The 26,992-nt window shown below is 37.2% G+C and carries 27 protein-coding genes; 12 read left to right on the top strand and 15 right to left on the bottom strand.

The window, feature by feature from the left end; all coding sequences use genetic code 11:
• Positions 1-85: 85 nt before the first annotated feature.
• The 7 genes from rpsC to rplC form a co-directional block, all read right to left on the bottom strand.
• Positions 86-973 (bottom strand): 30S ribosomal protein S3, encoded by an 888-nt coding sequence (gene rpsC / locus AC1RNE_RS08745; protein WP_309913318.1) that lies wholly within the window; start codon positions 971-973, stop codon positions 86-88.
• Positions 974-1,000: 27 nt separating this feature from the next.
• Positions 1,001-1,366, bottom strand: coding sequence for a 50S ribosomal protein L22 (gene rplV, locus AC1RNE_RS08750; RefSeq protein WP_184128552.1), 366 nt, complete (start codon positions 1,364-1,366; stop codon positions 1,001-1,003).
• Between the two features lie 96 nt (positions 1,367-1,462).
• Positions 1,463-1,741, bottom strand: a complete 279-nt coding sequence (gene rpsS, locus AC1RNE_RS08755; RefSeq protein ID WP_184128536.1) for a 30S ribosomal protein S19 — start codon at positions 1,739-1,741, stop codon at positions 1,463-1,465.
• A gap of 4 nt (positions 1,742-1,745) precedes the next feature.
• On the bottom strand, positions 1,746-2,573 hold the full coding sequence (rplB, locus tag AC1RNE_RS08760; protein WP_492800613.1) for a 50S ribosomal protein L2: 828 nt from the start codon (positions 2,571-2,573) through the stop codon (positions 1,746-1,748).
• Positions 2,574-2,692: 119 nt separating this feature from the next.
• On the bottom strand, positions 2,693-2,980 hold the full coding sequence (rplW, locus tag AC1RNE_RS08765) for a 50S ribosomal protein L23 (RefSeq protein ID WP_492800614.1): 288 nt from the start codon (positions 2,978-2,980) through the stop codon (positions 2,693-2,695).
• Between the two features lie 85 nt (positions 2,981-3,065).
• Positions 3,066-3,695, bottom strand: coding sequence for a 50S ribosomal protein L4 (rplD, locus tag AC1RNE_RS08770; protein WP_323246287.1), 630 nt, complete (start codon positions 3,693-3,695; stop codon positions 3,066-3,068).
• Positions 3,696-3,821: 126 nt separating this feature from the next.
• On the bottom strand, positions 3,822-4,439 hold the full coding sequence (gene rplC, locus AC1RNE_RS08775) for a 50S ribosomal protein L3 (RefSeq protein ID WP_492800615.1): 618 nt from the start codon (positions 4,437-4,439) through the stop codon (positions 3,822-3,824).
• 669 nt (positions 4,440-5,108) lie between these two features.
• Between rplC and AC1RNE_RS08780 the strand changes: the two genes are divergently transcribed.
• The gene (locus AC1RNE_RS08780) at positions 5,109-5,861 is read left to right on the top strand and encodes a glycosyltransferase family 2 protein (RefSeq protein ID WP_492800616.1); all 753 of its coding nucleotides are present in this window, start codon (positions 5,109-5,111) and stop codon (positions 5,859-5,861) included.
• A gap of 9 nt (positions 5,862-5,870) precedes the next feature.
• Here the strand turns inward: AC1RNE_RS08780 and AC1RNE_RS08785 are convergent, their stop codons facing one another.
• On the bottom strand, positions 5,871-6,161 hold the full coding sequence (locus AC1RNE_RS08785; protein WP_309913301.1) for a YciI family protein: 291 nt from the start codon (positions 6,159-6,161) through the stop codon (positions 5,871-5,873).
• 207 nt (positions 6,162-6,368) lie between these two features.
• Here AC1RNE_RS08785 and AC1RNE_RS08790 point away from each other — a divergent pair, with 207 nt between their 5' ends.
• The gene (locus AC1RNE_RS08790) at positions 6,369-6,941 is read left to right on the top strand and encodes a Crp/Fnr family transcriptional regulator (RefSeq protein WP_492800617.1); all 573 of its coding nucleotides are present in this window, start codon (positions 6,369-6,371) and stop codon (positions 6,939-6,941) included.
• 40 nt (positions 6,942-6,981) lie between these two features.
• Here the strand turns inward: AC1RNE_RS08790 and rocD are convergent, their stop codons facing one another.
• Positions 6,982-8,232, bottom strand: coding sequence for an ornithine--oxo-acid transaminase (gene rocD, locus AC1RNE_RS08795; protein WP_492800618.1), 1,251 nt, complete (start codon positions 8,230-8,232; stop codon positions 6,982-6,984).
• Between the two features lie 363 nt (positions 8,233-8,595).
• On the opposite strand from rocD, the gene AC1RNE_RS08800 reads away from it, so the two are divergent.
• Both AC1RNE_RS08800 and AC1RNE_RS08805 read left to right on the top strand, forming a co-directional pair.
• Complete coding sequence (locus AC1RNE_RS08800) at positions 8,596-8,766, top strand: C1orf53 family protein (protein WP_492800619.1); 171 nt, start codon at positions 8,596-8,598, stop codon at positions 8,764-8,766.
• Between the two features lie 168 nt (positions 8,767-8,934).
• Positions 8,935-9,324 (top strand): hypothetical protein, encoded by a 390-nt coding sequence (locus tag AC1RNE_RS08805; protein ID WP_492800620.1) that lies wholly within the window; start codon positions 8,935-8,937, stop codon positions 9,322-9,324.
• Positions 9,325-9,401: 77 nt separating this feature from the next.
• On the opposite strand, the gene AC1RNE_RS08810 is transcribed toward AC1RNE_RS08805, so the two are convergent.
• On the bottom strand, positions 9,402-10,469 hold the full coding sequence (locus AC1RNE_RS08810; protein ID WP_492800621.1) for a hypothetical protein: 1,068 nt from the start codon (positions 10,467-10,469) through the stop codon (positions 9,402-9,404).
• 85 nt (positions 10,470-10,554) lie between these two features.
• Positions 10,555-11,694: a helix-turn-helix domain-containing protein gene (locus AC1RNE_RS08815; RefSeq protein ID WP_492800622.1), complete on the bottom strand. Its 1,140-nt coding sequence runs from the start codon at positions 11,692-11,694 to the stop codon at positions 10,555-10,557.
• Between the two features lie 121 nt (positions 11,695-11,815).
• On the opposite strand from AC1RNE_RS08815, the gene AC1RNE_RS08820 reads away from it, so the two are divergent.
• Both AC1RNE_RS08820 and AC1RNE_RS08825 read left to right on the top strand, forming a co-directional pair.
• The gene (locus AC1RNE_RS08820; RefSeq protein ID WP_492800623.1) at positions 11,816-12,334 is read left to right on the top strand and encodes a GNAT family N-acetyltransferase; all 519 of its coding nucleotides are present in this window, start codon (positions 11,816-11,818) and stop codon (positions 12,332-12,334) included.
• Between the two features lie 12 nt (positions 12,335-12,346).
• Complete coding sequence (locus AC1RNE_RS08825) at positions 12,347-12,886, top strand: P-loop NTPase family protein (protein ID WP_492800624.1); 540 nt, start codon at positions 12,347-12,349, stop codon at positions 12,884-12,886.
• A 34-nt stretch (positions 12,887-12,920) separates the two neighbouring features.
• On the opposite strand, the gene AC1RNE_RS08830 is transcribed toward AC1RNE_RS08825, so the two are convergent.
• Positions 12,921-14,402, bottom strand: coding sequence for a DUF7133 domain-containing protein (locus AC1RNE_RS08830; RefSeq protein ID WP_492800625.1), 1,482 nt, complete (start codon positions 14,400-14,402; stop codon positions 12,921-12,923).
• Positions 14,403-14,446: 44 nt separating this feature from the next.
• Positions 14,447-15,541, bottom strand: a complete 1,095-nt coding sequence (locus tag AC1RNE_RS08835; protein WP_492800626.1) for a plastocyanin/azurin family copper-binding protein — start codon at positions 15,539-15,541, stop codon at positions 14,447-14,449.
• Positions 15,542-15,798: 257 nt separating this feature from the next.
• On the opposite strand from AC1RNE_RS08835, the gene AC1RNE_RS08840 reads away from it, so the two are divergent.
• The 3 genes from AC1RNE_RS08840 (at position 15,799) to AC1RNE_RS08850 (ending at position 17,637) form a co-directional block, all read left to right on the top strand.
• Entirely contained in the window at positions 15,799-16,569 is a 771-nt protein-coding gene (locus AC1RNE_RS08840; RefSeq protein ID WP_492800627.1) for a helix-turn-helix domain-containing protein, read from the top strand.
• 67 nt (positions 16,570-16,636) lie between these two features.
• Positions 16,637-17,029 (top strand): DUF1398 domain-containing protein, encoded by a 393-nt coding sequence (locus tag AC1RNE_RS08845; RefSeq protein WP_492800628.1) that lies wholly within the window; start codon positions 16,637-16,639, stop codon positions 17,027-17,029.
• A gap of 155 nt (positions 17,030-17,184) precedes the next feature.
• Positions 17,185-17,637 carry a DUF1569 domain-containing protein gene (locus tag AC1RNE_RS08850; protein WP_492800629.1) on the top strand — a complete coding sequence of 151 codons (453 nt, stop codon included), beginning with the start codon at positions 17,185-17,187 and terminating at the stop codon, positions 17,635-17,637.
• A gap of 210 nt (positions 17,638-17,847) precedes the next feature.
• Here the strand turns inward: AC1RNE_RS08850 and AC1RNE_RS08855 are convergent, their stop codons facing one another.
• Together AC1RNE_RS08855 and AC1RNE_RS08860 are read right to left on the bottom strand one after the other, a co-directional pair.
• Positions 17,848-19,788 (bottom strand): DsbA family protein, encoded by a 1,941-nt coding sequence (locus AC1RNE_RS08855; protein WP_492800630.1) that lies wholly within the window; start codon positions 19,786-19,788, stop codon positions 17,848-17,850.
• Positions 19,785-20,954 (bottom strand): pyridoxal phosphate-dependent aminotransferase, encoded by a 1,170-nt coding sequence (locus tag AC1RNE_RS08860; protein ID WP_492800631.1) that lies wholly within the window; start codon positions 20,952-20,954, stop codon positions 19,785-19,787. The genes AC1RNE_RS08855 and AC1RNE_RS08860 overlap by 4 nt, the downstream gene beginning before the upstream one ends.
• 449 nt (positions 20,955-21,403) lie before the next feature.
• On the opposite strand from AC1RNE_RS08860, the gene AC1RNE_RS08865 reads away from it, so the two are divergent.
• The 3 genes from AC1RNE_RS08865 (at position 21,404) to AC1RNE_RS08875 (ending at position 26,933) form a co-directional block, all read left to right on the top strand.
• Positions 21,404-21,991, top strand: a complete 588-nt coding sequence (locus AC1RNE_RS08865) for an RNA polymerase sigma-70 factor (RefSeq protein ID WP_492800632.1) — start codon at positions 21,404-21,406, stop codon at positions 21,989-21,991.
• Between the two features lie 106 nt (positions 21,992-22,097).
• Entirely contained in the window at positions 22,098-23,135 is a 1,038-nt protein-coding gene (locus tag AC1RNE_RS08870) for a FecR family protein (RefSeq protein WP_492800633.1), read from the top strand.
• A gap of 180 nt (positions 23,136-23,315) precedes the next feature.
• Positions 23,316-26,933, top strand: a complete 3,618-nt coding sequence (locus AC1RNE_RS08875; protein ID WP_492800634.1) for a SusC/RagA family TonB-linked outer membrane protein — start codon at positions 23,316-23,318, stop codon at positions 26,931-26,933.
• Positions 26,934-26,992 lie beyond the last annotated feature (59 nt).

Here is a 26,992-nt window from a genome sequence, read left to right on the forward strand (position 1 = left end):
CGGTGGCTTCAAGAATTAAGAAATGAGTTGTTAAGAACACCCTTATCTTACATTTCACTACTGACCACTGACAAGAATTTACGAATTATCTCTTTCCACCCGCTGGTTTGTTGCCACCGCCAGGACGATTTCCGCCAGGTTTGTTAGCTCCGCCACCACGGTTGTTATTGTTGTTATTACGACGTTGCGCATCGTCACGACCACCAGCACCGCCACGGTTGTCACGACCTCCACGACCTTTACGATCGCCTTCTTCGCCACGTCCACCACGGTTGTTACCTCCACGAGCATCCGCTCCACTAGCAGCTTGTTGTGCAGCCATACCAGCATTCGGAGAAAGATCACGCTTACCATAAACTTCACCACGGAAAATCCATACTTTGATACCGATTTTTCCGTAAACAGTTAATGCTTCAGAAATAGCATAATCGATATCAGCACGAAGTGTGTGCAAAGGAATACGACCTTCTTTGTATCCTTCAGAACGAGCCATTTCAGCACCTCCTAAACGACCTGAAAGTTTCAATTTGATACCTTGAGCACCTACACGCATTGCTGATGCAATAGCTTGCTTCATAGCACGACGGAATGAAATACGAGCTTCTAATTGTTGTGCGATAGCCTCACCAATTAATTTAGCATCAATCTCAGGACGTTTGATTTCAAAAATGTTGATTTGAACATCTTTTCCTGTGATTTTCTTTAATTCTTCCTTGATTTTATCAACTTCTTGACCACCTTTACCAATTACAACGCCAGGGCGTGCAGTATTGATAGTCAATGTTATGCGCTTTAAAGTACGCTCAATGATTACCTTAGAGATAGCACCCTTTGGAATACGTGCGGCAACATATTTACGAATTTTATCGTCTTCAACTAATTTATCGGCAAAACTCTTACCACCATACCAGTTAGAATCCCAACCTCTGACGATACCAAGTCTAAAACCAACGGGGTTTATTTTCTGTCCCATTTTTTGATATTTAGATTATTTCTCTAATTATTCTGTGATTATTGTTGGTGCGGTTGCTGAAGCAACTACAAGGGTAATGTGGTTAGAACGTTTCAAGATTCTATGACCACGTCCTTGTGGAGCTGGACGCAAACGCTTTAATGAGCTACCGCCATCAACTGTAACGGTTTTAACATATAAGTCAGCATCTTCTAACTTTACATCCTCATTTTTATTTTGCCAGTTAGCAATGGCTGAGAGTAACAATTTCTCAACGTGTCTTGCACCAACCTTAGGCTCGTATTTTAAAATACCGAGAGCCTTATTTACTTTCTGACCTCTAATCATGTCTACCACGATTCTCATTTTCTGAGGTGAAGTCGGAACATTATTTAACTTAGCTACTGCTTCCATTTTATGATTTCGGATTTCGGATTTCGGAGTCTGGAATTTCAATTATGATGATAATAATATCTTAATAATTCAAATCCCATTGTCCAGCATTCCAAATTATCTTTTGCCTTTATCTTTTTTTGCCGTGTGACCTCGGAAGTTGCGTGTTGGAGCAAATTCACCCAATTTATGACCTACCATGTTCTCTGTCACAAATACTGGAATAAATTTATTACCATTGTGCACTGCGAAGGTGTGTCCAACGAAATCAGGTGAAATCATCGAACGACGTGACCAAGTCTTAATAACTGACTTTTTTCCTGATTCGGTCATGACTTGCACCTTGTTGTCAAGGCGGTAGTCAATATAAGGTCCTTTTTTTAATGAACGTGCCATCTACCTATTTTTTCTTTCTACTGATGATTAGACGATTTGATTGTTTCTTCGGCGTACGAGTTTTCTTACCTTTCGCTAATAAACCTTTACGTGAACGAGGGTGACCTCCTGATGAGCGACCCTCACCACCACCCATTGGGTGATCGACTGGGTTCATAACTACACCACGAACTCTTGGACGGCGACCTAACCAACGATGACGACCTGCTTTACCCATTACGGTATTCATGTGATCACTGTTAGATACCGAACCTACTGTTGCTAAACATCTTGACAATACCATACGCATTTCACCTGAAGGCAATTTCAACGTAGCATATTTGCTATCACGAGCTAACAATTGTGCATAAGTACCAGCAGAACGAGCCATTTCAGCACCACCACCCGGACGAAGCTCGATTGCGTGAACAATAGTACCTGTTGGAATGTTTGATAATGGAATAGTGTTACCTACTTCTGGTGCTGCTGTAGCACTTGAGATTACTTTTTGTCCAACAACAATTCCTGCTGGAGCAATGATGTATGCTTTTTCGCCATCTGCATATTCGATAAGAGCGATACGAGCTGTACGGTTTGGATCGTATTCAACTGTTAAAACTGTTGCTTCAACATCGAATTTATTACGGAAGAAATCAACTAAACGATAACGACGTTTGTGACCTCCACCGATATAACGCATGGCACGGTGTCCATCTGCATTACGACCACCTGTTCTTTTTACTGGGGCTAACAAAGGCTTGTACGGCTTTGAGGCTGTTATTTCCTCGAAGGTCGCAGCAATCCTGTGGCGTGAACCCGGGCTTGTTGGTTTTAATTTTCTAGTAGCTGCCATTTCTGTGCTTTGTTCAATTTATCGGGATGAACTCCCATAGTTAAGTAATTTGAAGATTTGATAACTTGAAGATGAAATCGAATTCCAAATTTTCAAATTAGCTTAATTCAAATTATAATTTAAATTCCATCATAGAAATCGATAACTTCACCTTTAGCGATAGTTACGATTGCCTTTTTGAATGTTGAAGTAACACCAGAAGTAACTTTAGTTCTAGTACTTCTTGATTTCTTCTTACCAAATTGGCGAAGTGTGTTTACAGCCGTAACTTCAACACCGTACATTTTCTTAATTTCTTTAGCAATCTCGATTTTGTTTGTCTTGCTTGCTACTTCGAAAACGTACTGACCGCCTTTCTGTAAGCCCTGAGATTTCTCAGTAAGAATTGGTCTTTTGATAATGCTCATTTTCTTATTTTCGTTATTTATTATCCGCTATTGCTATCTGTTAAACGCTTATTCATACGGATAACGAATAACAATTAACCAATAACTAATTACTAAAAGATGATTCGATTTTTGAAATTGCTCCTTCTACGATAAGCAATTTTGTTGCGTTAACTAAATCATAAGTGTTAACTTGTCCTGTTGAAGCAATTTTCGTTTTCGGAAGATTACGACCTGACAAATACACATTTTGATCTTCTTCTGGCAAGATTAACAATGTCTTCGTATCATTTAAAGACAAGGCGCTTAATAATGCGATGTAAGATTTAGTTTTTGGAGCATCAAAAGAAAATCCTTCTAATACTGTTACTGAACCTGACTGTACTTTAGCAGCATAAGCTGATTGGCGAGCCAATGATTTCACTTTCTTGTTTACCTTGAAAGAGTAATCTCTTGGAACTGGACCAAAAATACGTCCACCACCTTTCATCAATGGAGATTTTGCTGAACCAGCACGAGCACCACCTGTACCTTTTTGTTTTTTAATCTTGCGAGTTGAGCGAGAAACTTCTGCTCTTGGTTTCGCTCTGTGAGTTCCTTGACGTTGGTTTGCCAAGAACTGCTTCACGTCTAACCAAACTACGTGTTCGTTTGGTTCGATGCCAAAGATTTCGTCAGAAAGAGTTACCTTTTTGCCTGTTTCTTTGCCTTGTATGTTTAAAACTGATAATTCCATTTGTCTAATTTGAAAATTTTAATCGGGCGACGAACCGCCGGGCGGCGAACCGCTTGAAAACCTGAAAATTTAATAATGTAATGTCAACGCTACAAAGAGCTAATTGATACCTTCAAATTTTCAAATCTATTTTTCAAGAATAACGTAAGAGTTTTTCGCTCCTGGGATTGAACCCGATACCACGATTAGGTTTTTCTCTGAATAAACTTTCAATACTTGTAAGTTTTGAACTTTTACACGATTACCACCTGTACGACCTGCCATGCGAATACCTTTGAATACACGAGATGGGAATGAACAAGCACCGATTGAACCTGGGTGACGACCTCTGTTGTGCTGACCGTGAGTTTGACCTCCAACCCCTGCAAAACCGTGGCGTTTAACAACACCTTGGAAACCTTTACCTTTTGATGTTCCGATAGCATCGATAAAATCGCCTTCTACGAACAATTCTGCGGTAATAACTTCTCCAAGTGAAAGTTCATTTTCGAATGATTTAAACTCTACGAGTTTTTTCTTTGGAGTAGTTCCCGCTTTTTTGAAGTGACCTAAAAGAGGTTGCGTTGTGTGCTTCTCTTTTTTCTCGCCATAACCCAATTGAATGGCGCTATAACCTTCTTTTTCTACTGTTTTTACTTGTGTTACTACACAAGGACCGGCTTCGATCAGCGTACAAGCGACAGCAGTACCGTCAGCGTTGTAGAGGCTGGTCATACCGACTTTCTTTCCGATAATTCCAGACATTTTATTAGAATAAAACGTTAATAATTGATTGTGAATGAACGAGTTACGACAAAACCCCAACTGGGAGCGTAAAACGGACTGCAAAGGTCGGAATTTAATTTGGCATAAACAAAATCTATACTAAATTAATTCACGAATAAATTCTGAGACAGAAATGAGTAAAGCTACAAGATGTGCACGTATGCAGACGAAGAGACGGAAAAACCGTATTGCGTTAGAAAAACGAAACGTTTCTTGTGTAGCTTAATATTAACATTACAGACTGGGCATTCAGTGTTATAATATAATATCAGTTCTGACACGCTTGCAGGTAAGCCTGCGGTAATTTCAAATTAGAAGATTTACGTTTTGCCTATTTCCGTATTTTTTATCGAGTTCTGCCAACCCATATAAAAACAAAGAAAACGTTCTCTCTTAATTGGACTGCAAAATTAGAGGATTCTTTTTGAAATACAATGAGTTAAGCAAAAAATATTTTAATTATTTTACTTTTTTTTAACAATCAATCTGACTCCTTATTTTATTGCGAAATACTCACTGATAAAAAAAATACTGATGGCATGACTTGAAGTCATGCCATCAGCGATATCCGAATGTCTGATAGCTGAAGTTCTATCCCTCTTTACAATAAATATTACTATCTTTGTACTCTTAGCAAAATAGCTCTTTATGAAAATTTCTATCATTACTGTTTCCTTTAATAGTGCAACTACGATTCGTCAAACCATTGAAAGTGTTTTAGCGCAGGATTATCCCGAATTAGAATATATCGTTGTAGATGGCGCCTCTAAAGATGGAACGGTGGAAATTTTGAAGGAATTTGCTGATAGAATAAAGTTTATATCTGAACCCGACAAAGGTATTTATGATGCCATGAACAAGGGTTTGAAGATGGCCACTGGCGATGCTATTGGTACCATTGGTGGGGATGACTTCTACCCAAACAATCAAGTAATTAGTCAAGTAGCCAAAGCATTTGTTCAATACCACACTGATGCAGTATATGGAGATATACAATTTATCAATCCAGACGATATTCATACGATTGTGCGCTATTGGAAAGCTGGTGAGTACTCACGTAAAAATTGGTTGCAGGGATGGATGCCTCCGCATCTTTCGTTTTATCTGAAAAAAGCTGCTTTTGAAAAGTATGGTGAATACCTAACAGATTTCACTTGTTCTGGCGACTATGAGTTAATGCTAAGAATGCTTTATAAAAATCATCTTTCTGCCCACTATTTACCCCTAACGCTTACTACCATGCGCAACGGTGGCACTAGTACTGCCTCGCTGAAGCATCGTTACAGGGCTAATATGGAAGATAGAAGAGCATGGAAAATAAATAACCTAAAGCCTAATTGGTATACTTTGTGGATGAAACCGCTATCAAAAATTACCCAGTTATTTAAAAAGGGAGAATAACGTCTATTGTTACACATTGGCTACTCTGAAAGGATGTATTGCTGTTTTGTGCCACACTCCCATCGTATTATAAGGATCATTATTAAACCAATCTTGAAAAGCTGTTTCAGTTTCAAACTGGACAATCATTGTTGAGCCAATCATTTGTTGTGACTCATCCAACATTGCACCTCCCATCAAGAAATTTCCGTTTTCTTTTAGCTTTTTTACACACTCTAAATGATAAGGACGAGCCACTAGTCTACGATTAAGTGCCTCACTGTCTGTTCCATCAAAAGCATAAATTACGTACTGTAACATTTTATTTATCATTTATAATGTGACTTTATTAAAATATTGATGTCCAAAATAAATATTAATGCAACTCCACATACCATTGTGATTCCTATCAATAACATAGTATTGCTCTAGAAATTAGCAGTGTTGCTCTAAAAAATTGTTTGAACATTCAATTTATTGCGAAGTTGCATCATTTAACGCAAATCATCAACCTTATAAGCCCAGCACATGAGAGATAATTTAATAGCATTTGTGCGCAAGTACGTTAATTTTTCTGATGAAGATATTGAATTTGCTCAACCTTATTTCACTGATGTTATTTTAAAAAAAGGTGGTTTTTGGGTAAAAAAAGGTGAATACAATGCCGATGTTGCTTTTATTAATAAAGGCATGTTACGGTCTTATTTCATTAAAGATAATGTAGATATCACTTACGATTTAAGCTTTGAAGATCAAATCATAACCAGTACGGCATCTTATTCCCAAGGCTTGCCTAGCATAGACTATATTCAAGCCATAGAGGATTGTGATTTATGTGCGATAACAAAAATCAATCTTGACTTTTTATATTCACATTCGCCCAAATGGGAGCGTCTGGGAAGGGTTTTGTATCAGAACTATACTGTTCAGCAAGAAATAAGGCTACGTTCTTTTATTTCGGAAACAGCACGAGAACGCTATGAAGCATTATCGAAACATAAACCAGAGCTATTGAGGCGGACGCCTCAGATATACTTGGCTAATTATTTAGGCATTACGCCACAGTCGCTTAGTAGATTGAGAAGAGAAATCACGAAATAATAACAGAGGCTCATGCATCAAGCAATGAGCCTCTGTTATGTTATTCCCAATTCAATATTACTTTTTCTATAATATCACAGGCTTCGTTCATTTGTGCTTCGGTAATGACCAAAGGCGGGGCAAATCGAATTTTGTTTCCGTGAGTTGGTTTGGCAAGTAAACCGTTATTTTTAAATGCTACACACAACTCCCAAGCCGTTTCGCTTTCTTCATCAGTGTTGATTTCAATGGCATTTAATAAGCCTTTCCCTCTGACTAACCTTACTAAATCAGGACGCTGAGCTATTAGCTTTGTCATTCTCCCTCTGAAGACCTCTCCCATTTTCATGGCATTGTCTGCTAAATTCTCCTCTTTAACTACCGTCAAAGCAGCAATGGCCACCGCACAAGCCAAGGGATTTCCTCCATAAGTAGAGCCGTGTTCCCCAGGTTTGATTGTCAGCATGATTTCATCTCTGCAAAAAACAGCCGACACTGGATAAGTACCTCCAGAAAGGGCTTTGCCCAAAATTAGGATATCGGGCTGAAAATCTTCGTAGTCGCAAGCTAACCGTTTTCCTGTGCGGGCAATACCCGTCTGTACTTCATCAGCAATGAATAATACATTTTTTTCACGACACATTTCATAGGCTTTTTTCAAATAGCCTTCGTCTGGTACGACAACCCCAGCTTCGCCTTGGATGGGTTCAACCATAAAACCTGCGACATTAGGGTCTTTCAAAACCTCTGCCAATGCCTCTAAGTTGTTATAAGGAATGATTTCGTACCCTGGTAGAAGCGGACCATAATCAGCATAACTAGAAGGGTCGGTTGATGAGGAGATAGCTGCTAATGTCCGTCCCCAAAAATTACCTGCTGCATACACAGTCTTAGCCTGATTCTGCGGAATACCTTTTACCTTATAAGCCCATTTACGAGTAAGTTTCAAGGCTGTCTCCCCTCCTTCTGCCCCAGAGTTCATCATCAATACTTTATCGTAACCGAAATATTCGCACAGAAATTTTTCACAAATCCCTAATTGGTCGCTATAAAAAGCCCGAGAAGTAAGCGTAAGTTTTTGTGCTTGTTCAATCAGAGCTTGAACAATTTTTGGATGACAATGCCCTTGGTTTACGGCACTATAAGCAGAAAGGAAATCGAAATATCGTTTATCATCTACATCCCATACAAATACGCCTTCGCCTCTTTGAAGGACAACTGGCATAGGGTGATAATTGTGTGCGCCGAAACGGTCTTCTAACTGCATCGCTTTCTCTGAAGCCGATGGAGTACTTAGTGATTGTACTGTCATTGGGATTAATTGGTGATTGAGTGAGTTGTGAATGAGTAATTTTAAAATCTACCATTCAGCATCATTGAAAATAAATACTAAAGACGATGAGTAATTAGCAATCATTCAATCCGGATAAACCAATGATGTACAAAATAAGTACGAATACAGAAAGAATACGGTGAATTTTACAGAAGTGACCATACAATGAGCTTGTCGTAAACACACGATTAGTGATACGTTTGTTGGAACGTATTACAAAATGTTGGTATTTAGGATAAAAATCATTCATGGTTAAAAGATTCTCTATTTATTTTTAAATGAGAATAGCCCAAATCTACAAAATATTGAACATTTTACAAAATTAGCTGTTGATTAAATACCATGAAGAAAACCAGCGCACAAAACGATAATAATCCAACTGAATTAACAACCGATGACTTTTATATTAATGAAAATGGCTTCATGGTTTTTACTGAGGCTTATCATTTAAAAAGAGGTTATTGTTGTAAAAATGGTTGCAAACATTGCCCTTATGGGTTTAAAAAAGAATAAGATTATTCAAATGTTTATTCAAAGAAAAAATTGACAAAATCTCTATTTACAACTACTAGGTTATTTAATAAAGAATGAATATTTTTATGCAAGTATTAAAGTGACAGTTGAGTTTTTGATAAAATTTTGACAGATTTTGAAATATCGATAAACCAATCAAAATATGCTATGAAAACGAAATCTACTTTGCTATTAGCGGCAAGCTTATTATTCTCTGTATTATTATCCTGCAAAAACGATACTAATACACCACTCGACAATGACCCCAACGCAGTGATAGTTTGTGGCACAAAAGACCCTGTAAATGATTTGAAGTGGTTATCTGATAAAATGAAAGTTTTAGAGGGTGGCTCTACCTTAAATGGAGTTGTGCTTTTTGAATATAATAACAACAAAGTAATTGAGATTCAGTGTTCAGTGTGTTCTTCCACAAATATTCATCAGTATAATTGCGATGGGACGAAGTTTGATTTTACGAATGCTAATAATTTTAATGATTATTTGAAAAATAGGACGAAAATCAAAATTCTATATGGTACTGAAATATGGAAAATGTAAAATCATTCATTGAGTCAGTCCATTTTCAACGTTAACCCTCTTTGGGAGCGTTAAGGTTGAAAATGGATTGGATACCATTAGTTTATTCTTTGCATTATTACTCGAAGAGAGTCTTTTCCCATTTTACCTGATATCAACGTTTGTTGAGTACCTTCTAATTGACTTAGTGTTGCACTAAGTACTGCTACATTTTCAGGGCTTTGTTCAAATACGACGTTGATTTTCTTTTGTGTACTATCAAAATCATAATGTCCAATTTTGCGATGATTAGTACTATTAAACTCAAAAACGCATAAATCGTTAATATCAAAATATATTTTGGTAAGCCTAGCAGCTTGATAAGAAGAATCTGTAGGGAAAAATTCACTTTTACCTTTGAAGGATTTCACCTCATAAGTACCTCTTATTATTTCATTTTGCGTGGGTTCGTTTTCAAGACGATATACAAATAGAAAAGCCAAAACTATGGCTGAAAATTTGATTAGTATTTTGGTAAGCTTAGTTTTCTGTTCTTTCTTCTCCTGAAAAAAGAAGAGCATAATTTTATCAATATCTAATAACAAGCAGTACGACAAAGCAATCACTATTATCACAGATTGCATCAAAGCACCTGCATTCATTCCATAAAATAGATTAATCAATAAAATATTGAGCATCACTGGAAACAACACAAACATTCCAAGCAACTGAGTTTTACGAAAAAGTAGCAAAAGAGAGCCTCCTATCTGCATCAGGGCTACGATACAGCCAAATGAATATGAGTAGCCAAAATAATACCAAGTAAGCCATTCGCCTGAGAGCTGACTCATGGGAATATCGGCAATGTGTTGTGGTACTACGAACTGTTGTCCAAAGATTTTTTTCCACCCAAAACTCGCTATGTTAAACGCTAATGCATAGCGGATAAAGGCAAGAACAAATGTTGATTGTTGTGTTAAAGCCTCCATTTTATCCTTGGTTTTAAAATGCCAGACAAAGGCATAAGTGATTGAGGCTATTAAACAAAATCCTGCTAGACCAAAGACCATTGGTGGACTAATCCAAATAGGACGTTTGTCTCTGCCCACAAGCAAAATGTCTGCACACAAGATGATGCCCAATATAAAACAGGCAGAAAATTGCTGAAAGAATGATTTGAACTGCATAAGTGAAATGAGTATTAAAAATTAGAATTTAGGCCAAAACACAGGGTTTTGAACTAGAGATTCTACTCAAATCACGATTTGATGACTACTCTTGAGATTTTTTTTGAAACATAGTAGGCGTCATGCCAGTAACCTGTTTGAATGAACGCTGAAAAGTGGGCAATGAATTAAACCCAACATCATAAGCAATGCTAAGAATGGTTAAATGGTTATTTTGAGGATTTAATAACCGTTGCTTGGCTTCTTCTATCCTGTATTCATTGATATACTCACCAAAGCCTTTGTTGAGTACCTGATTACAAATTGCCGAAATAACTTTTGGCGTTAAGCCCGTAAGTTCTGAAACTTTAGTAAGGTTTAAGGCTGGATTCAAATAACACTTTTCTTGCTCCATTACCCTTCTGAGTTGCTCTAGCGCTTCGCCTACCTGCTTGTCATCCAACACATCAAGGATAGATTGATTTGTTTTTTGTTTGTCTATTCTGATGACGCTGATGTTATGAAAACCCATAAAAGCTATCCAGTACATTACAAAAGATAACCAACATTCGAGGGGCAAATAAAATTGCGTGTTATTTTCTTGATGCAATAAAACACTTCCATAGATGGTAAAAGACCAGATAATGAGTGTCCCTAAAAAAACGTGGAGCAATAAGGTTAACCATCGATGAATAATCGCATTTTCTTCTTTGATATCTTCCCCCAAAATGGTATCCGATTGCCATTGCCGTAGTATTTGATAAGATTTAAACAGAAACCATCCGAAAACGATAATCATTAAATTACGTTCTATGTTAATGGTATTTCTGTAAATCATAAAGAACTGCGGACGGTGTATCTCATCAATAATATTGAAAGTAATTAATAAGAAGAACACCAAATTGACAGCTAAACAAATAAGGGCAGGTATAAAATACACCCATTTAGGCTGACTTATGGCATCAGTACCAATGGTATTGCTAACTACATACAAAAATAAAAGTGGACCAATACAGTAAATATGAATCAAGGGAATGTAATTATCAATAAAGAAAAAGTTATTGGCCTTACCAAGGGTAAACATTAAAATCTCGAAGCTATTGTAGGCAAAAATAAGGATAAGCCAAGCTAAAAAATATTGCTTGATAGGGCTATTCCGCTTTGAAAAAAACAAAATACTACTCAATATTAAGGCTTGTAACAACCCTAAAAATATGATAAAACTAATGATAGGAATATTGAGCATACATTATAACTAAGCTTTTTGGTAAATATAATGAGAATCATCCTCAATCAATTATTCATTTAAATAATGTATTAATTTTGTCAGTAGAACAATCAACGAAAATATCTCTTCTTCTATCAACATGAACAAAATTCTATCAACTGAAAGGCTCATTTTAAGAGAATACACCCTTGACGATACCCAATTTGTTATTCAATTATTAAATACTGAAGGCTGGTTAGCCTTTATTGGTGACAAAAATGTTCGTACTGAGGAGGAAGCCAAAACATATTTATTGAATGGACCAATCAAAAGCTATACTGAAAATGGTTATGGATTGAGCTTAGTAGCCACCAAAGACGACTTAACACCCATTGGAATGTGTGGATTAATTAAAAGAGATAATCTTGATTGTCCAGATATAGGTTTTGCCTTCTTACCTGAATTCATGGGCAAAGGTTATGCGTTTGAAATAGCGGATGCTATCATTACTTATGCCAAAGATACCTTGAAATTACCACGCGTTTATGGCATAACGATGCCCGAAAACGAGCATTCTAAAAGGCTTTTACAGAAAATCGGGCTGAGTTATCAGAAAATGTATTTTTTCCCGAATCAGGAAGAGAAATTGATGCTATTATGCAACGAGTTTAGTCAATAATCTCTCATTGAAATGAAAATCCACATTTTTGGGGCGTCGTCTAGTGGGGTAACTACGTTAGGAAGTGCGCTATCTCAACAACTGAATATTCCTTATTTTGATAGTGATGAATGTTATTGGGAAAAGTCTGACCCTCCGTTTACCGTCAGGAGAAATCCATCCGACAGGACTTTGATGATAAAAGAAGATATTGAACAGGCCAATGATTGGATTTTGGGTGGTTCGATAATCAGTTGGGGAGATATTTTTCCAAGCTTTGATTTAATCGTTTTCTTATGGATACCTCCGCATATCAGGATGGAAAGGCTTAAAGAAAGAGAGTTTAGTCGCTACGGAAATATTATTTATACCGACCCTAGTAGAATAAAACAATACAAAGATTTTATGGCTTGGGCAGCCGACTACGACAATCATACAGGCATTGCTACCCGAACATTAAATGCACATGAAAATTGGCTACAGCACATTACTAGTCCAACTTTAGCAATACGAGGCGATTTTACTACCGAACAAAGAATTGACCTGATATTAAACAAGCTATCTGAATTGTAAGCTTACAATTCAGATAGCTTGTTTAATTACTTTTCTACTTCAATTGATTTAAAGTATAGCAAATTATATTATTGAATAGATACTTGCCATCACTGGTTTGTAAATCTCCTGTTTTTAGTTCATAAACATAGCCAGCTTTTAATTCTGCTAATTCTAACGATACCTTTTTGCCATCTGTCGAAATTTTGATTGATTTCACAGGTACGTCTTGTACATCAAACTGTTTTGAACCATAAGCCTGATGGTATTCGTAATAAAAACGTCGGAATTTATAATTGAGTAACTCTTGTGCTTTGGCTGGGTCAAGTGGTAACGAGAAAGTTAAATCAAAACCTGTTTTAGTCAGATTCATCGCCATAATATCCAAATGATTTTTTCCTTTCCACGTAATGCGTTGAATACCCCTTGCTCCTACCCAACCGTGGTCGTTCTGTCCTACCCACAGGCTTCCATCTGGCGCAAAAGCCAGCCGATTATTACCAATTCTCATTTTTGAACTAAAATTCAATGGAATACAAGCTCCCTGCATGGCACCGCCGACTTCTTCCATCAATAGGCGAATCACATATTTATGGTCCATGTCGCCAATCAACATTTGTCCGCCAAACATCCCGAACTTTCCTCCTGTATTTTCTAGTATTGGTTGTGTAGGCGAATTAGCAAAATAGCCATGTGGAAACTGAATAGATTCTTTTACCCGCATGCTGTCTAGTCTGGCTACAGGTAAATTAATCGGTACTACTCGTGGAAAATCTTCTTTCCAGATTAAGCCAGCAGGGTGTCCATAAAATTTACCTTCTTCTACATGGAATAACTTACTAGTTCCTAACCAGTCACCTTGGTTATCAGATACCAATAATCTTCCTTGAGCATCAAAGCCCAACCCATTAGGCGAGCGGAAACCTACTGCATAAGGTTTTAGAACGCCATCTTTCCCTAATTTCATAATCCAGCCACGGTATGGCACACAAGAATACATACGCCCTGGACGAGAAAGTGAATCGTATGTCCCACGAATTTCATTTCTAATCCCTGCTCCGTTTGATGCCAAATTTAGGGCAATAAATAAATTTCCTTGTTTATCGGCGATAGGTCCAAAAGCAAATTCATGATAATTGCCCGACATCCCAAAATCATCCGTTACTGTTTGGTATTCATCGGCAACGCCATCACCATCGGTATCTTTTACCCTAGTAAGTTCTGGACGTTGCATGATTAAAATTTCATGATTATTAATCACCATCATTCCCAATGGTTCGTGTAAGCCTTCGGCAAACATCTTCCATTGCTTAGTCTTCTGGTTATACATCATTACTTCACCACGGTGAAAACAGGCTACAAAACGCCCATCGGGCATAAAACCTATCGCACCCGTTTCGGCTACTAAGCCATCAGGCAAGGTAATATTTTCTACTTCATAATAATTAGCCGCCGAATCTTTGGGCACAGAAACTTGTGCTGAAAGGCTTGTAGTAAAAAGTAGTAAACAAAAAATCCAGCTGAAATGGGTTTTCACCCGACTACAGTATTGCGTTGTGTTGTGAAGACGATTGATATTTTTCATTTTTTCATGGAAATACTAAGACGTTGTACATTGGCAGGAATCCTGAGTGTGCCTTTATTGAATTTACCTTGCTTACTTTGGTAAACGATGCCATCATCAGTATTTACTAAAAAGTAAAGTGTTTGTTTATTTTTCTTAAACGTAAAATCTCTTATCAGGCTTTTGCCATCACTGCTCAATCGGATGGTTTCGGTTACTGCTACTTTATCTAAAGTATATTTAAAAGTGGGGAGTCTTTTAGTAAGTTTATACCCTTTAAAATCAACCTGCGGAATAGTCTTAACATTGCCCATTCTGAAAGGGAAATTGGTATTATCTCGCCAATATATTTCACCAACTACTTTGGTTAATTTACTCCCATTCCCTTTCCATTGCTCCGAGTTATCCACAAACCCACCCGACCAAGCATATCTGAGATAACACTTTCCTGCATCAAAACAATAGGATTCTGTCGCTGTCAAGCCTACTGCAATAGCCGCTGGGCCACAATCTGGCATAAACGTTCTGTACAGCAACGGATATTTTAAAGCAAATGGATGTGGTGAGGACATTTCCATGTGGTGCCCTTCGTGACTAACTACTGTGGCCGTTTTTTGTCGCTGGGCATCGGGCACATTTAGGTCTTTTTCTAAAGGAGGTAATGCTTTAGTGGTGGCATAAATAGCTCCATACATCACATAACCATGCCCAGGATAAGTACACACATAAGGGTAAATACCTTCTTTTTCCAATAGAAAGATAATGGTATCCATTCTCCCAGGTTCTAGGATTTTGGTATTGGCAATGATTAATGATGAGTTGGGCACATAATCCATACTCGCACCTTTATCCCCTAGTTTTAAGGCCTCCTCTACTACTTTCAATCTGGCATTTGGTTTGGTTACCACCATGTTGTGTGCCATATCATCATGATTATCCAGTATTATCGTCAATCGGGTATTAGGTTGTACAGCAAATCGAGGCAAATCGAATTGTAGTCCCCCTAAAACTTTAACAGTTATCGTGGTATCTTTTTGAGAAAAGCCATGTAAGCTTGTCACTAATAAGCTACACAACAAACCTAAACGAATCATTTTTATATTTTTTAGCATTTCTGAAGCAAAGGAAAATATATTCAATAAATTTCAAGACGTAAATTAAGCATGATAGTGTAATTTCTCTTCATGCATTGTAGGCTTTAATCATAGTTTATAATAATGAAATGTTAAGATTTCCCTTTTAAATGACTGTGTATTAACGTTCCAACATTTATTTTATATATAAAGATAGGTACATGGAAAATCTAATGATTTGAAAAAAGATAAACAATAACATTGTATTTATTTCACTTCTTACGCTATTTTGAAAGATGAAATTTGAAAAGGTATTTCCCTCTCCTTTACTGAAACCATATATCAAACATTTGGTCATTTCAGAAGCCTCAGAAGAGCAAACCTACAAGGTTTTCCCTTCTACTGGGCTAGTGATGGGTTTTCAATACCGAGGACGTCTAGCTTATCTGACCAAAGACGGAGAAAATCCATTAGCTAACACTGGTATTACGGGTTTGCAAGATGGTTTCAGGGTTTTCAAAAGTAATCCAAACATTGGGTCTGTACTAGTTTTTTTTAATGAAATTGGTGCCTCTTATTTCTTAAAAACGCCCATCAACGAATTGTACACTGAAAGTGTTTCGCTCGAACATTTTATCAATCGATATGATTTAGAAAAAGTTGAAGAAGCTTTGAGTACAGCCGAAAGCGATGAATACAGAATCTATATCATTGAGCAATTCTTATTGGCTAGAATTATCGAAAAAAAAGATGACAAACTAGTGATAAAAGCCATCCAGTATATCTACCATTCAAAAGGTAACATTAAAATAAAAGCATTGTCTGAACTACTTTGTATCAGCCAAAGTCCCTTTGAAAAACGTTTCCGACAGTTGGTTGGTACATCTCCCAAGAAATTTGCTTCTATTGTCAGGTTTCATGCCGTATTAGACAGCCTAAATCAGGTAAAATCTCTGACCGAAATCTGTTTTGAAAACAACTATTTCGACCAAGCACATTTTATCAAAGACTTTAAACATTTTACGGGTGAAACGCCCGAAAAATTCATCAAAAAGAATGATAAGTAAACGATTTTTTACAATTTCAAGCCAAGGAAAACTGCCAAATTTGCATCACATTTAAACGCAAAAAGACATGTTTACAATCAATCAAATTAAAGAGACTCACTCAAAAGTAAAAAGTGGAGCAGATTTTCCACAGTATATTCAAAACCTTATTGACTTAGGATTAATTGGTTACGACCATTACGTTTGTGATGGTCACTCAAAATACTATGGAAAAGATAACTTTCAAATTCAATCTGAAGCCAAATATGCCCTCTTGGAAATAGCTCCAACAGGTAATATTGAAGCGTTAAAAGATGCTTTAAAAATTCACCAAGCTGGCGGAACTGATTACTTGACATTCTGTAGTCAATCAGCGGAAGCAGGTGTTGAAAAATGGACACTTGATATGAAAAAAATGACTTGCGTATATTATGATAAAAATGGCATTGAAATGTTAACAGAGGTAGTACCTACTGTGTAGGATTATTTTATACTTGACTGATTTTTAGAAGGAGTTTGAATTAATTACATAGGTTTTAAAACAAAATCTTAATTTTAAAATAACCTGTCAATTTGGCTATTTTTCATATCTTTATAAAAACGAAAAGTAAACCATCCTAAATTAATTGACAGATAATGAAAAGTGTATTTAACCAAACCGAAACCGCCGAGCTTCTAGCACGCATCGACAAATTAAGTCCCGATTCCGTTGCTCTTTGGGGTAAAATGAATGTTGGGCAAATGTTGGCTCATTGCAATGTTACTTACGAACTTGTATATGAAGACAAATACCCAAAGCCTAATTTTTTCATGAAGACTATTTTGAAGCTGATGGTTAAAAACACTGTTGTTAGCGAAAAACCATACAAGAAAAACAGTCCTACTGCACCAATGTTTATCATCAAAGAATCAAAAGATTTTGAAACAGAAAAAACTCGTTTGAAAGACCATATCAATAAAACATTGAGTCTAGGCGAAAACTATTTCAATGGCAAAGAGTCACACTCATTCGGAGTATTAACCATACAAGAATGGAATAATATGTTTTATAAACACCTCGACCATCACCTTAGTCAGTTTGGAGTATGATTTGGAGTTGTGAATTGTAAATTTTGAGTTGTCAGTTATCGGTCGTCGGCTGTCAGCTTATGCCCTTAGCTGTCAGCGTTAGTTTAAAGCTTTGATTTTCAACTTACGCTTAAGACTAATTTTAGTATCAAAAAAGCGGTCAAAAAATCAATTTTGACCGCTTTTTTGATACTAAAATTACTTAAAATTCCTATTTTTAAGATATTATCACTAATAATTTGCCAATTTACTTTTCCAAATTATTCCGTTTTTGCTTTCATATTTATCAATAAATCCTTTTTCAAACAAATCCGCTAACGTTCCATTAGTCTCTTCCATAGAAGTACTACTTAAAAACGAAAACTCTTTGCTAGTCATCGTCGAGAAATTGGTAAACAAGAATATTGGGTCGGTATCAAACGTTCTTTTCTGTGCATGAGGCACCAATTGATGGATAATGCCTTCTAAATATTCATATTCTTGATAATCTTTACTGATGATTTGTTCATTTTCAAGATTTCTAAAGATAAGCGTTGGCAATACACCCACCTGCATATTCTGGGCTAAAATCAAATCTTCTTTAAATGCTTCTTGTGCTTTATTTTCATAATCATACACAAAACGTGCAGAATCTAATCCTACGTCAAAGGCCGCCTTTTCCAGATAAGCCATATCAACAATGTTTTTCTTTTCAAGGAACAACATTTCTTTGATACGCCTTAAAAATAGTAAAGCTAAGTCTGCATCTTGCATCTGAGCGGCTTTGAAAGCAATAGAAGGCGGATAAGAAGATGGCAGTGGGTCTTCAATCCAAATATCACCATCAAGTGGGATACCATGAATCATACATACTTCTTCCCAATGTGGCGCCACATCCGACGGTTTGGTAATAGGCCCACGTTCGTATTCATCCCATGATGGCAGTAAACCTCCCATGCGGTAGTCAATCTGAATATAGGCTCCGTACTCTAACTTCAACTTTCTGAGTAATGGTTGCACTACCCAACAAGTAGAACAAATAGGGTCGGTGAAATATTGAATATCAATTAGTTTTTCAGTATGGGCGTCTCTGTCTTCCTTTTTGGTAATCAAAGGCACTACCATTTTATCACCATCTACATCAAGTGGATTCAAAAATAGCTCTTTTAGCTCTCTACCCAGATAAATATGTTTCTTGATATCATCCTTACGCTCGTCATAATATGCCTGAAAAGCTTCTTCAACATTATTCAAATTCAATGACAACAGCTTTTCAGTCAGCTTTTTAGCATCTAAGATAGCATTGGTCGTTCCTGCACTCGTAAAAGGCAAAGCCAAATGAGCGGCATCCCCAATCAATACGACATTATCCGCATGGAATTTAGGAAGCAAGCCAAAATCACGAGTATTCCAGATATAACTAGTGCTGAAATCGTTCGTAGATAATAATTCTGTCACTACTGGCGGAAAATCTGCCAATTGATAATTACAAAATGCTTTGAGTTCATCGGGGGTACAGCCTTGGTCACAATCTGCTTCAGCCACGCTATATTGCATAAACCATACAAAGTCTTTTTCAGAGACAGGAATCATCCCAAAGCTTAATCCACGGTTGCAACTTTGGTATTTCGTAAATATATTTTGATGAGAAGTCCCCAGTTTTTCATTTGTACAAATCCCTACTACTTCTTTTACTTCAACGGGTGTATAATTGACAGCCCCTAACGTTGCTTCCCGTACTTCCGAGTTTCCGCCATCTGCTCCTACAAAAACATCGCCATATTCTATTTCACCATTGGTGAAATAAGCAGCCACTGCTTTGCCGTTTTCATAAATAAAATGAGAAAATGTTCTTCCTGTTTTTAGTTGTTCTTTCGGAAACAGATCATACAAAAACTGTATCAAGTCTTTGCGTTTGATACAACGCCAAAGATTCAGTTTTTGCTTTTTTACTTGTCTTCCATCTTGTTTATTTAAACTAAAGGCACCGATTTCTTCTCCAGGGAGATTGATTTCAGTGTTGGCATTTAATTCATTTAAAATCGACCATCCATCTATGTGCATTAAAAATGCATGTCCACGGGTAGTCATTTGCTTAAACTTCTCGTTTACAACAACATCTATATTATTTTTCCTGAGTAAGAGTCCCAGTGTTAGGCCTGCAACTCCTCCGCCAATAATTACTACTTTCATAATGCGTTTAATACTATTTTAGTTTGTGAGAGTGCTTGAGTAAGGATTTCATTTGATGTAGCAAAGCTCAAACGAATGTATCCATCTGCACCTGCACCGAACCATTCTTTTAGGCCAGGAACAACGGCTACTTTGGCTTCATTCAAGAGTAGTTCATGAATTTCCTTACTTGTTTTGCCTGTTCCTGTAATATTAGCAAAAGCGACATAACACCCTTCTGGGGCAATACAGCTTACACCTTTCATACTGTTGAGTTCTGTTACACAAAGTTGTTTCATTTGATGTAGATGTTCAACAAAGGCTTTTAACCAATAGTCGCATTCATTCAAGGCGGTAGTAGCTGCTATTTGACCAATTACATTGGCTCCGTGTACGGTAGATTGGTGTAACGACACTTTGATAAGCTTATCAAAATGTGCTTGATTGGAGGCCATCACCGAGCCTATCCGTAGGCCAGCTAAACCGTATGATTTACTATAACCAGTAACGGTCACAGTTCGTTCCCGAATAGCTTCATCAAGTGATGCTATACTTGTGTAGGTATGTGGATTGTAAATAATATCACTCCAAATTTCATCTGACAAAATCGTCAAGTTGTGTTTGCAAGCAATTTTACCTAGTTGGAGTAGCTCTTCTCTGGTAAACACTTTCCCCGTTGGGTTAAGCGGATTACACAAACAAATTAAGCGTGTTTTGGGCGTAATTAATTTCTCAAGCTCTTCAAAATCAACTTTTTCTGTACCCGCAGGAATGGCAAAAGAAACTGCCTTTCCTCCTACTGTTTCGACAGAATATCTGAAAAGAAAATCGACAGGGTCAAATATAATGGCTTCATTGTTGGGCGACAAAAAGGCTTGGCACACTACGTAAATACCGAAAGCAGCACTATCTACAGGGAAAATATAGGCTGGCTTAGCAGGTATATTTCTTTTATCCTGAAAAAAAGTAGCCACACTTTCTTTAAAATCTGGCAACCCATCGGGCGGGCCATAGCATAAATAGCGGTCTTTTACAAAACGTGTAATGGCCTCAGCAATTTCTGGAGCACTCGGGAAGTCTGGGTCAGCAGCTGTAAGGGGGATAACGCCTTGTGGCACAGTTGCCCATCTTAAATTGTATGCACGTTGTTTTAAAATCTCTAAATTGACAGAGGTACTATCAAACATTGAATATTGGGTTGGCGGTTTATTCTAGTTTTGCTGAATGATATCTAAGAACCAGCAAATAACGTTTGGCAGCTCTTTGATATTGTCTGGATGCTAAATATGTTGAATAAATGTAGAATTTACAATTTTATGCTCACTTTTCTTTCAATAATTACCATTTGTTCATACGCTGTAATTTTTATCAGTATTCATTTTGTATTTGGCTTAACATTTTTTTAAAAATTTATTAATAATGCACATTCCATTGTTTCAATGCCATTAATAAGAAATGGTTTGTCTCTTTTAGGACGATTTTATGAATAAATATAAATGAAGAATTGGTCGAAATTATGATATGGAAACGTTGTCGGGAACGATTGCGTAAAAATTTAAGCTAAAACATTGGATATTGTAATTGCTTAATCATACTTTTGAAAATAATTTTTTTAATAATAATTATTACTTTTCTTATGTACAGACCCCTCAAAGCTTCAAGTGATACAGAATTACTCGGTCTTTTGCTGGAAGACAACGAAGCTGCTTTTGAGGAAATTTATAGAAGATACTTCCAAAAGCTCCATGCGTTAGCTAAACGTAGGCTGTACGACAGCCAACAAACCGAGGATATTATCCATGATTTGTTTTTGAACCTTTGGCTTAATCGTCAGAAAATTCAGATTGACTCCCTTCCCAACTACCTCATGCGTAGTGTAAAGTACAGGATTTTAGATGCCCTTGATCACCATACCGTCAAACAAAATTTTCTGGATTATCAATTACACATCGACCAGAGTTCTAACATCACCGAAGAGAATATTCTTTATGCAGATGCCATGCGTTTGTATCAAGAAAACCTTGTGGTATTACCTGAAAGATGCCGTGAGGTATTCTTATTGAGCAGAGCTGGTGTATCTCAGAAAGAAATTGCTATTCAATTGGGTATTTCAGAAAATACCGTAGAAAACCATATTGCCAAAGCTTTACGCTTATTGAAGTCTCGTATGGCTGAATTTATCAGCCCAAATATGCTGTTTCCTTTCCTTTTCTTCTTTTTTTAAAATTATTTTAAAAAAAAATCATATTCAAGTAGTGGAACTATTTCTCTTGACCGACATCTAGGTTAAGGAGTAAATAGTATTTTATTAATAAAAAATAAAAATAAACATGAACCAAGGTGAATTCAAGGATGATGATGAAATCATCAATTCGCTCCGACAAAAATATACTCCTGATGAAATCAAAAAACTGCTGGATTGGTACAATGCCTTCGATGATAAGCAAGACATCGTAAAAGAAACTGAATTGGAAGATAGTATTTGGGATACATTACAAAAAGAGATAGACGAATCTCAAGCAGTAATAGAACCGCCCGTTCCTTTATTCAAACGCAAAGCTTTTGTTTGGTCTGTTGTGGCTATTGCAGCGAGCTTGTTAATGGTATGGGGATGGTTTTGGTTACCTCAAGAAGAATCTGATATGCAGGCAATGGTTGGATTTAAAGATGTTCCACAACAAGAGCTTGTACTTTGGCAATCTTTTACCAATACCACTAAAGCCATTCATGAATTACCACTTCCAGATGGCAGTAAGGTATGGTTGAATCCAGCGACGACAATTCTGTATAAGATTGTAAAAAATGCAGCAACCAGAGAAGTTTATTTAGAAGGCGAGGCTTTTTTCGATGTAAAACCTAATAAAGAACAACCTTTCTATGTAAAAAACAAAGGGCTGAACGTGGTAGTACTAGGAACAAGTTTTAATGTGGTGGCCTCCTCTAAAGATGCAAAATATGAGGTTTCGGTGGTGACGGGCAAAGTAAAAGTAAAATATCAAGACCCCGAGAATAGCGAGCGTTTCAACCAAGTAATCATTACGCCACAACAACAGGTAGTGATTCAGAAAGAAGAAAACACGTTAGAGACCCACGATTTGACACTCGAAAAAAGTAAACATCGACAACTCTGGGAACCTGTCAGTATCAGTTTTGATGAAGTAATATTAGATAAGGTTTTAGAAAAATTAGAACAAGAATATGGCATGACCATCCGTACACCAAACATGGACATTCGGAAATGTGAACTGTTTGCTAATTTCAACAACCAACGTTTGCCCGTTATCATGGATATTATCTGTAGCTCTATTAATGCTACTTATCAGATAGAAGGCAATGAAATTACGATTATCGGTGAAGGCTGTTTGTAATCCTAAACAAACGTTTTCGTCAAATAGTGTACTCAGAAAAGTAAAAACAATCAATACAAATTAGTAAAAAAAAGGGCTTGAAGTGTTACTAGCACCCAAGCCCGAGAATTACCCCAATCATTTCCTAGGTGATTAAAGAGTAACGTAGATTTCAAACACAAAATCGTACAAAGCAAATTTATGGAAAAACATTTTATTAAGACAACATTTTTCAAAATCATGAGGATGACTGTCATTCAGTTGGCCATTGCTATAGCTTTCATGGTGGCATCTTATGCCAAAGAAGCCAAAGCGCAGGAAGTTTTAGCCAAAACCGTGACTGTTTCTATAAAAAACAGCACAATAAAAGGTGTTCTCAAGGAACTTGAGAAAGAATCTGGCGTGTCTTTTGTTTTTAGTTCTAAAAACAGCATCGCACAAGCCACTAATCTTACTTTGACGGCTAATAACGAAAGCCTAAAAAACATATTGAGCCGTTTTTTACCACCCCTCAATATTGGTTATAAAGTTGTTCATAACGCCATTATATTAACGCCTATGACTGAGGAGAAGGTAGTGCTACCCTCCACAGTCGAGCTGCCCATGCCCACGGCGACTATATCCGCCGACGCTACTGTTAAAGGTAAAGTGGTGGATTCAGAGACAGGCGAAACACTTCCTGGCGTAACAGTAAAAGTAAAAGGTACTACTGCGGGTACAACCACGGATGGTACAGGTAAATACAGTATTTCAGTAGCCAAAGGTGCAGTCTTGGTGTTTTCATTCATTGGGATGAAAACGCAGGAAGTAAGTGTAGATGGTCGCTCAGAAGTAAATGTTTCGCTTGCTCCAGACAACAGTATGTTGGCCGAAGTAGCCGTCGTAAGTGATGGTTATGGTTTGGTAAAGAAAACAGACAATACGGGTTCAGTAGCGAGTATGTCAGCAAGAGATTTAAAGAATATCCCAATCACTAGTGCTGCACAAGCCATGACTGGCCGTATGGCTGGGGTAAGTGTAGTTACTACTGATGGTTCACCCGATGCTGATGTTGTTATTCGTGTGCGTGGAGGTGGGTCTATCACACAAGATAATTCGCCTTTGTATGTGGTGGATGGTTTTATTGTGAATAGTATCAAAGATGTGCCACCGTCTGATATCGAAAGTATCAACGTACTAAAAGATGCTGCCGCCACAGCTATTTATGGTGCTCAGGCTTCAAATGGTGTAGTGGTTATTACTACTAAAAAGCCTCGTCCAGGTCGTACTACGGTATCATACAATGGTTTTATGCAGTTTAAAACGTTGCCATCTGATAGAGCCTACAAAGTGCTTTCGCCGTATGAATACGTGTTGGTAAACTATGAAAGAGCTAAGCTAAAAACCTCTACTGATGTTGCCAATATGGAGAAGTTTTTCGGAAAGTATGGTGACTATGATTTGTATCAAAATCAAAAAGGCACAAACTGGCAAGACGAACTTTTTGGTGCGCCACGTACTACACAGTCGCATAACTTAAGCATCAGTGGTGGTAACGAAAATACTACGATGAGCTTGAGTATCACGAATAACACTGACCAAGGTCTTTTGACGGGTTCGGGTTATACTCGTAACGTTATCAACTTTAAAATCAACCAAACGATTTCTAAGAAATTAAAATTTGATGCTTCTACACGTGTTACAAATACTGTTATCGATGGTGCGGGTACTTCTGGTTCGGCTCAGTTAAATATCAAAGATGCCGTTCAGACAAGACCAACAAACGGTATTGCTGACCAATTGGATATTGATTTAAGTACAGCAGGAACTGACGACGACTTTGCCTCTTTCTTGTTGGCGCTTGTTAATCCTAAAAAATTAGTATCACAAGATTGGCGTAAAAAAACTACGCAAGACTATGTTTTTAACGCAGGATTAAGCTGGGCAATTATCAAAGACCTTACTTTGAAATCAACTATTACGGGCTCAAAACAATTTGACAAATCTTTACGTTATTATGGCCCATTAACAGGCGAGTCTTTCAATAATGGTAGTAGCTTACCTATCGGAGAAAAAACAGTGAATGAAAACGATTCTTTCCGTTGGTTGAATACTTTAAGCTACCAAATGCCAAGTTTGGGTGCACATAAACTTGACTTTTTATTAGGACACGAGGTTTACGCAATAGGTGGCAATCAAAGCTTTATTCGTACAGAAGACTTTAGAGCATCTATTACACCAGAAGAGCTTTTCGCGAATATGTCTTTCGGTCGTACAGACCGTCAGTATACTACTGAAAACACTGATATCAATCGTGTTTCTGGGTTTGGTCGTATCAACTACCAATTCAAAGACCGTTATTTGGCAGCTATTACTTTTAGAGCAGATGCTTCAAGTAAATTCAGTGCTGAAAATCGTGTAGGTTTATTCCCTGCGTTGGCATTAGGCTGGAAGTTGTCGGAAACGAAGCTTTTCAAACAAATAAAAGGATTAGACGAGTTGAAAATCCGTGCAAGTTATGGTGCAACAGGTAACGACCGTATCGATGCTACTGCTACAAAATTATTGTTTGAGGCTACTACACTCCGTGGACCTGGTTTTGGTAATGTTGATAACGTTTATTATACTCCTACTGGAACTACGTTGTACAACCCTAATTTGGTTTGGGAAACTACTATCAACAAGAACTTAGGACTTGACTTCGCTTTCTTCAAACAACGCATTGTAGGTAGCTTGGATTTATACCAAAACACTACGAAAGATTTATTACTTCAATCAGCGATTCCGTCAAGTTCTGGCTTTACCAAACAATGGAACAATGTGGGTAGTACATCAAACAAAGGTATCGAGCTATCACTTACTGGATATATCATCGACAAAGCGGATGTTTCTTTCTCTGCCAATTTCAACTTTGGTATCAACAGAGCAAAGGTGGAAGCATTGGATGGTACTACTGAACGTTTCTTCCAATCAAACTGGGCAAGTACTGACTTAAGAGAACAAGATGACTTTTATGTAAAAGTAGGTGGAACATTAGGTGATATTTATGGATATGTGTCTGATGGTTTCTATACAACCAATGACTTTTCGGGATATGATGCAGCAACAAAAAGATATACCCTAAAAGAAGGCGTTACCAATTCTACATCAACTACTGGTAATACCGCTATCAGACCGGGTTTTATGAAACTGAAAGACCTTAACGGTGATGGAGTCATTAATAGCTTAGACCGCAGAGTTATCGGTAATACACTTCCAAAAGCTCAGGGTGGTTTTGGTTTCAATGGTCGCTACAAAGGTCTTGATGCTTCTATATTCTTCAACTGGTCGTATGGAAATAGTGTTTACAATACTGGAAAAATTCAGTATAACCAATTCCGTCGTGTTACTTATGGTAACTTAACGAACGACATGAGCATTGATAATCGCTTTACTTACCTAGACGTTGACGGAAAATATACGGGAACTCCTGGTGAAATCGTAACTGACTTAAACCAATTAGCAGAACTAAATGCTAACAAAACGATATGGTCTCCTTTAGGTTTTGGAGATGCACAAGCTGTAATGAGCGACTGGGCTGTAGAAGATGGTTCTTTCATCCGTTTGAACAACTTGAACATTGGGTATTCTTTACCTAAAAAATGGATTGCAAAACTTGGTATGTCGCAATTAAGAGTTTATGCAACGGGTAACAACCTTTATCTATGGACGAAATACTCTGGCTATGACCCTGAGGTAAGTACAACAAGAAGTACCTATTCGGGCTTAACACCGGGCGTAGATTATTCATCTTTCCCTAGAAGCCGTTCTTATACTTTCGGAGTAAATATTACTTTTTAATTAATTGTAACACTTATTCGAATAGAGGTAATCAACATCAATCACTGAACGTTTTTACG

The sequence above is a fragment of the Arcicella sp. GW822-FHT02H01 genome, from assembly GCF_058802005.1.

Bases quoted from the DNA above. Each gene is read 5' to 3' on its own strand.
- rpsC (WP_309913318.1), bottom strand. From the start codon at position 973: ATGGGACAGAAAATAAACCCCGTTGGTTTTAGACTTGGTATCGTCAGA.
- rocD (WP_492800618.1), bottom strand. From the start codon at position 8,232: ATGACAGTACAATCACTAAGTACTCCATCGGCTTCAGAGAAAGCGATG.
- AC1RNE_RS08875 (WP_492800634.1), top strand. From the start codon at position 23,316: ATGGAAAAACATTTTATTAAGACAACATTTTTCAAAATCATGAGGATG.
- AC1RNE_RS08860 (WP_492800631.1), bottom strand. From the start codon at position 20,954: ATGTTTGATAGTACCTCTGTCAATTTAGAGATTTTAAAACAACGTGCA.
- AC1RNE_RS08780 (WP_492800616.1), top strand. From the start codon at position 5,109: ATGAAAATTTCTATCATTACTGTTTCCTTTAATAGTGCAACTACGATT.
- AC1RNE_RS08855 (WP_492800630.1), bottom strand. From the start codon at position 19,788: ATGAAAGTAGTAATTATTGGCGGAGGAGTTGCAGGCCTAACACTGGGA.
- AC1RNE_RS08845 (WP_492800628.1), top strand. From the start codon at position 16,637: ATGTTTACAATCAATCAAATTAAAGAGACTCACTCAAAAGTAAAAAGT.
- AC1RNE_RS08870 (WP_492800633.1), top strand. From the start codon at position 22,098: ATGAACCAAGGTGAATTCAAGGATGATGATGAAATCATCAATTCGCTC.
- AC1RNE_RS08785 (WP_309913301.1), bottom strand. From the start codon at position 6,161: ATGTTACAGTACGTAATTTATGCTTTTGATGGAACAGACAGTGAGGCA.
- AC1RNE_RS08865 (WP_492800632.1), top strand. From the start codon at position 21,404: ATGTACAGACCCCTCAAAGCTTCAAGTGATACAGAATTACTCGGTCTT.
- rplB (WP_492800613.1), bottom strand. From the start codon at position 2,573: ATGGCAGCTACTAGAAAATTAAAACCAACAAGCCCGGGTTCACGCCAC.
- AC1RNE_RS08850 (WP_492800629.1), top strand. From the start codon at position 17,185: ATGAAAAGTGTATTTAACCAAACCGAAACCGCCGAGCTTCTAGCACGC.
- rplW (WP_492800614.1), bottom strand. From the start codon at position 2,980: ATGAGCATTATCAAAAGACCAATTCTTACTGAGAAATCTCAGGGCTTA.
- rpsS (WP_184128536.1), bottom strand. From the start codon at position 1,741: ATGGCACGTTCATTAAAAAAAGGACCTTATATTGACTACCGCCTTGAC.
- AC1RNE_RS08790 (WP_492800617.1), top strand. From the start codon at position 6,369: ATGAGAGATAATTTAATAGCATTTGTGCGCAAGTACGTTAATTTTTCT.
- rplC (WP_492800615.1), bottom strand. From the start codon at position 4,439: ATGTCTGGAATTATCGGAAAGAAAGTCGGTATGACCAGCCTCTACAAC.
- AC1RNE_RS08820 (WP_492800623.1), top strand. From the start codon at position 11,816: ATGAACAAAATTCTATCAACTGAAAGGCTCATTTTAAGAGAATACACC.
- AC1RNE_RS08825 (WP_492800624.1), top strand. From the start codon at position 12,347: ATGAAAATCCACATTTTTGGGGCGTCGTCTAGTGGGGTAACTACGTTA.
- rplV (WP_184128552.1), bottom strand. From the start codon at position 1,366: ATGGAAGCAGTAGCTAAGTTAAATAATGTTCCGACTTCACCTCAGAAA.
- AC1RNE_RS08810 (WP_492800621.1), bottom strand. From the start codon at position 10,469: ATGCAGTTCAAATCATTCTTTCAGCAATTTTCTGCCTGTTTTATATTG.
- AC1RNE_RS08815 (WP_492800622.1), bottom strand. From the start codon at position 11,694: ATGCTCAATATTCCTATCATTAGTTTTATCATATTTTTAGGGTTGTTA.
- AC1RNE_RS08805 (WP_492800620.1), top strand. From the start codon at position 8,935: ATGAAAACGAAATCTACTTTGCTATTAGCGGCAAGCTTATTATTCTCT.
- AC1RNE_RS08840 (WP_492800627.1), top strand. From the start codon at position 15,799: ATGAAATTTGAAAAGGTATTTCCCTCTCCTTTACTGAAACCATATATC.
- AC1RNE_RS08800 (WP_492800619.1), top strand. From the start codon at position 8,596: ATGAAGAAAACCAGCGCACAAAACGATAATAATCCAACTGAATTAACA.
- rplD (WP_323246287.1), bottom strand. From the start codon at position 3,695: ATGGAATTATCAGTTTTAAACATACAAGGCAAAGAAACAGGCAAAAAG.
- AC1RNE_RS08835 (WP_492800626.1), bottom strand. From the start codon at position 15,541: ATGCTAAAAAATATAAAAATGATTCGTTTAGGTTTGTTGTGTAGCTTA.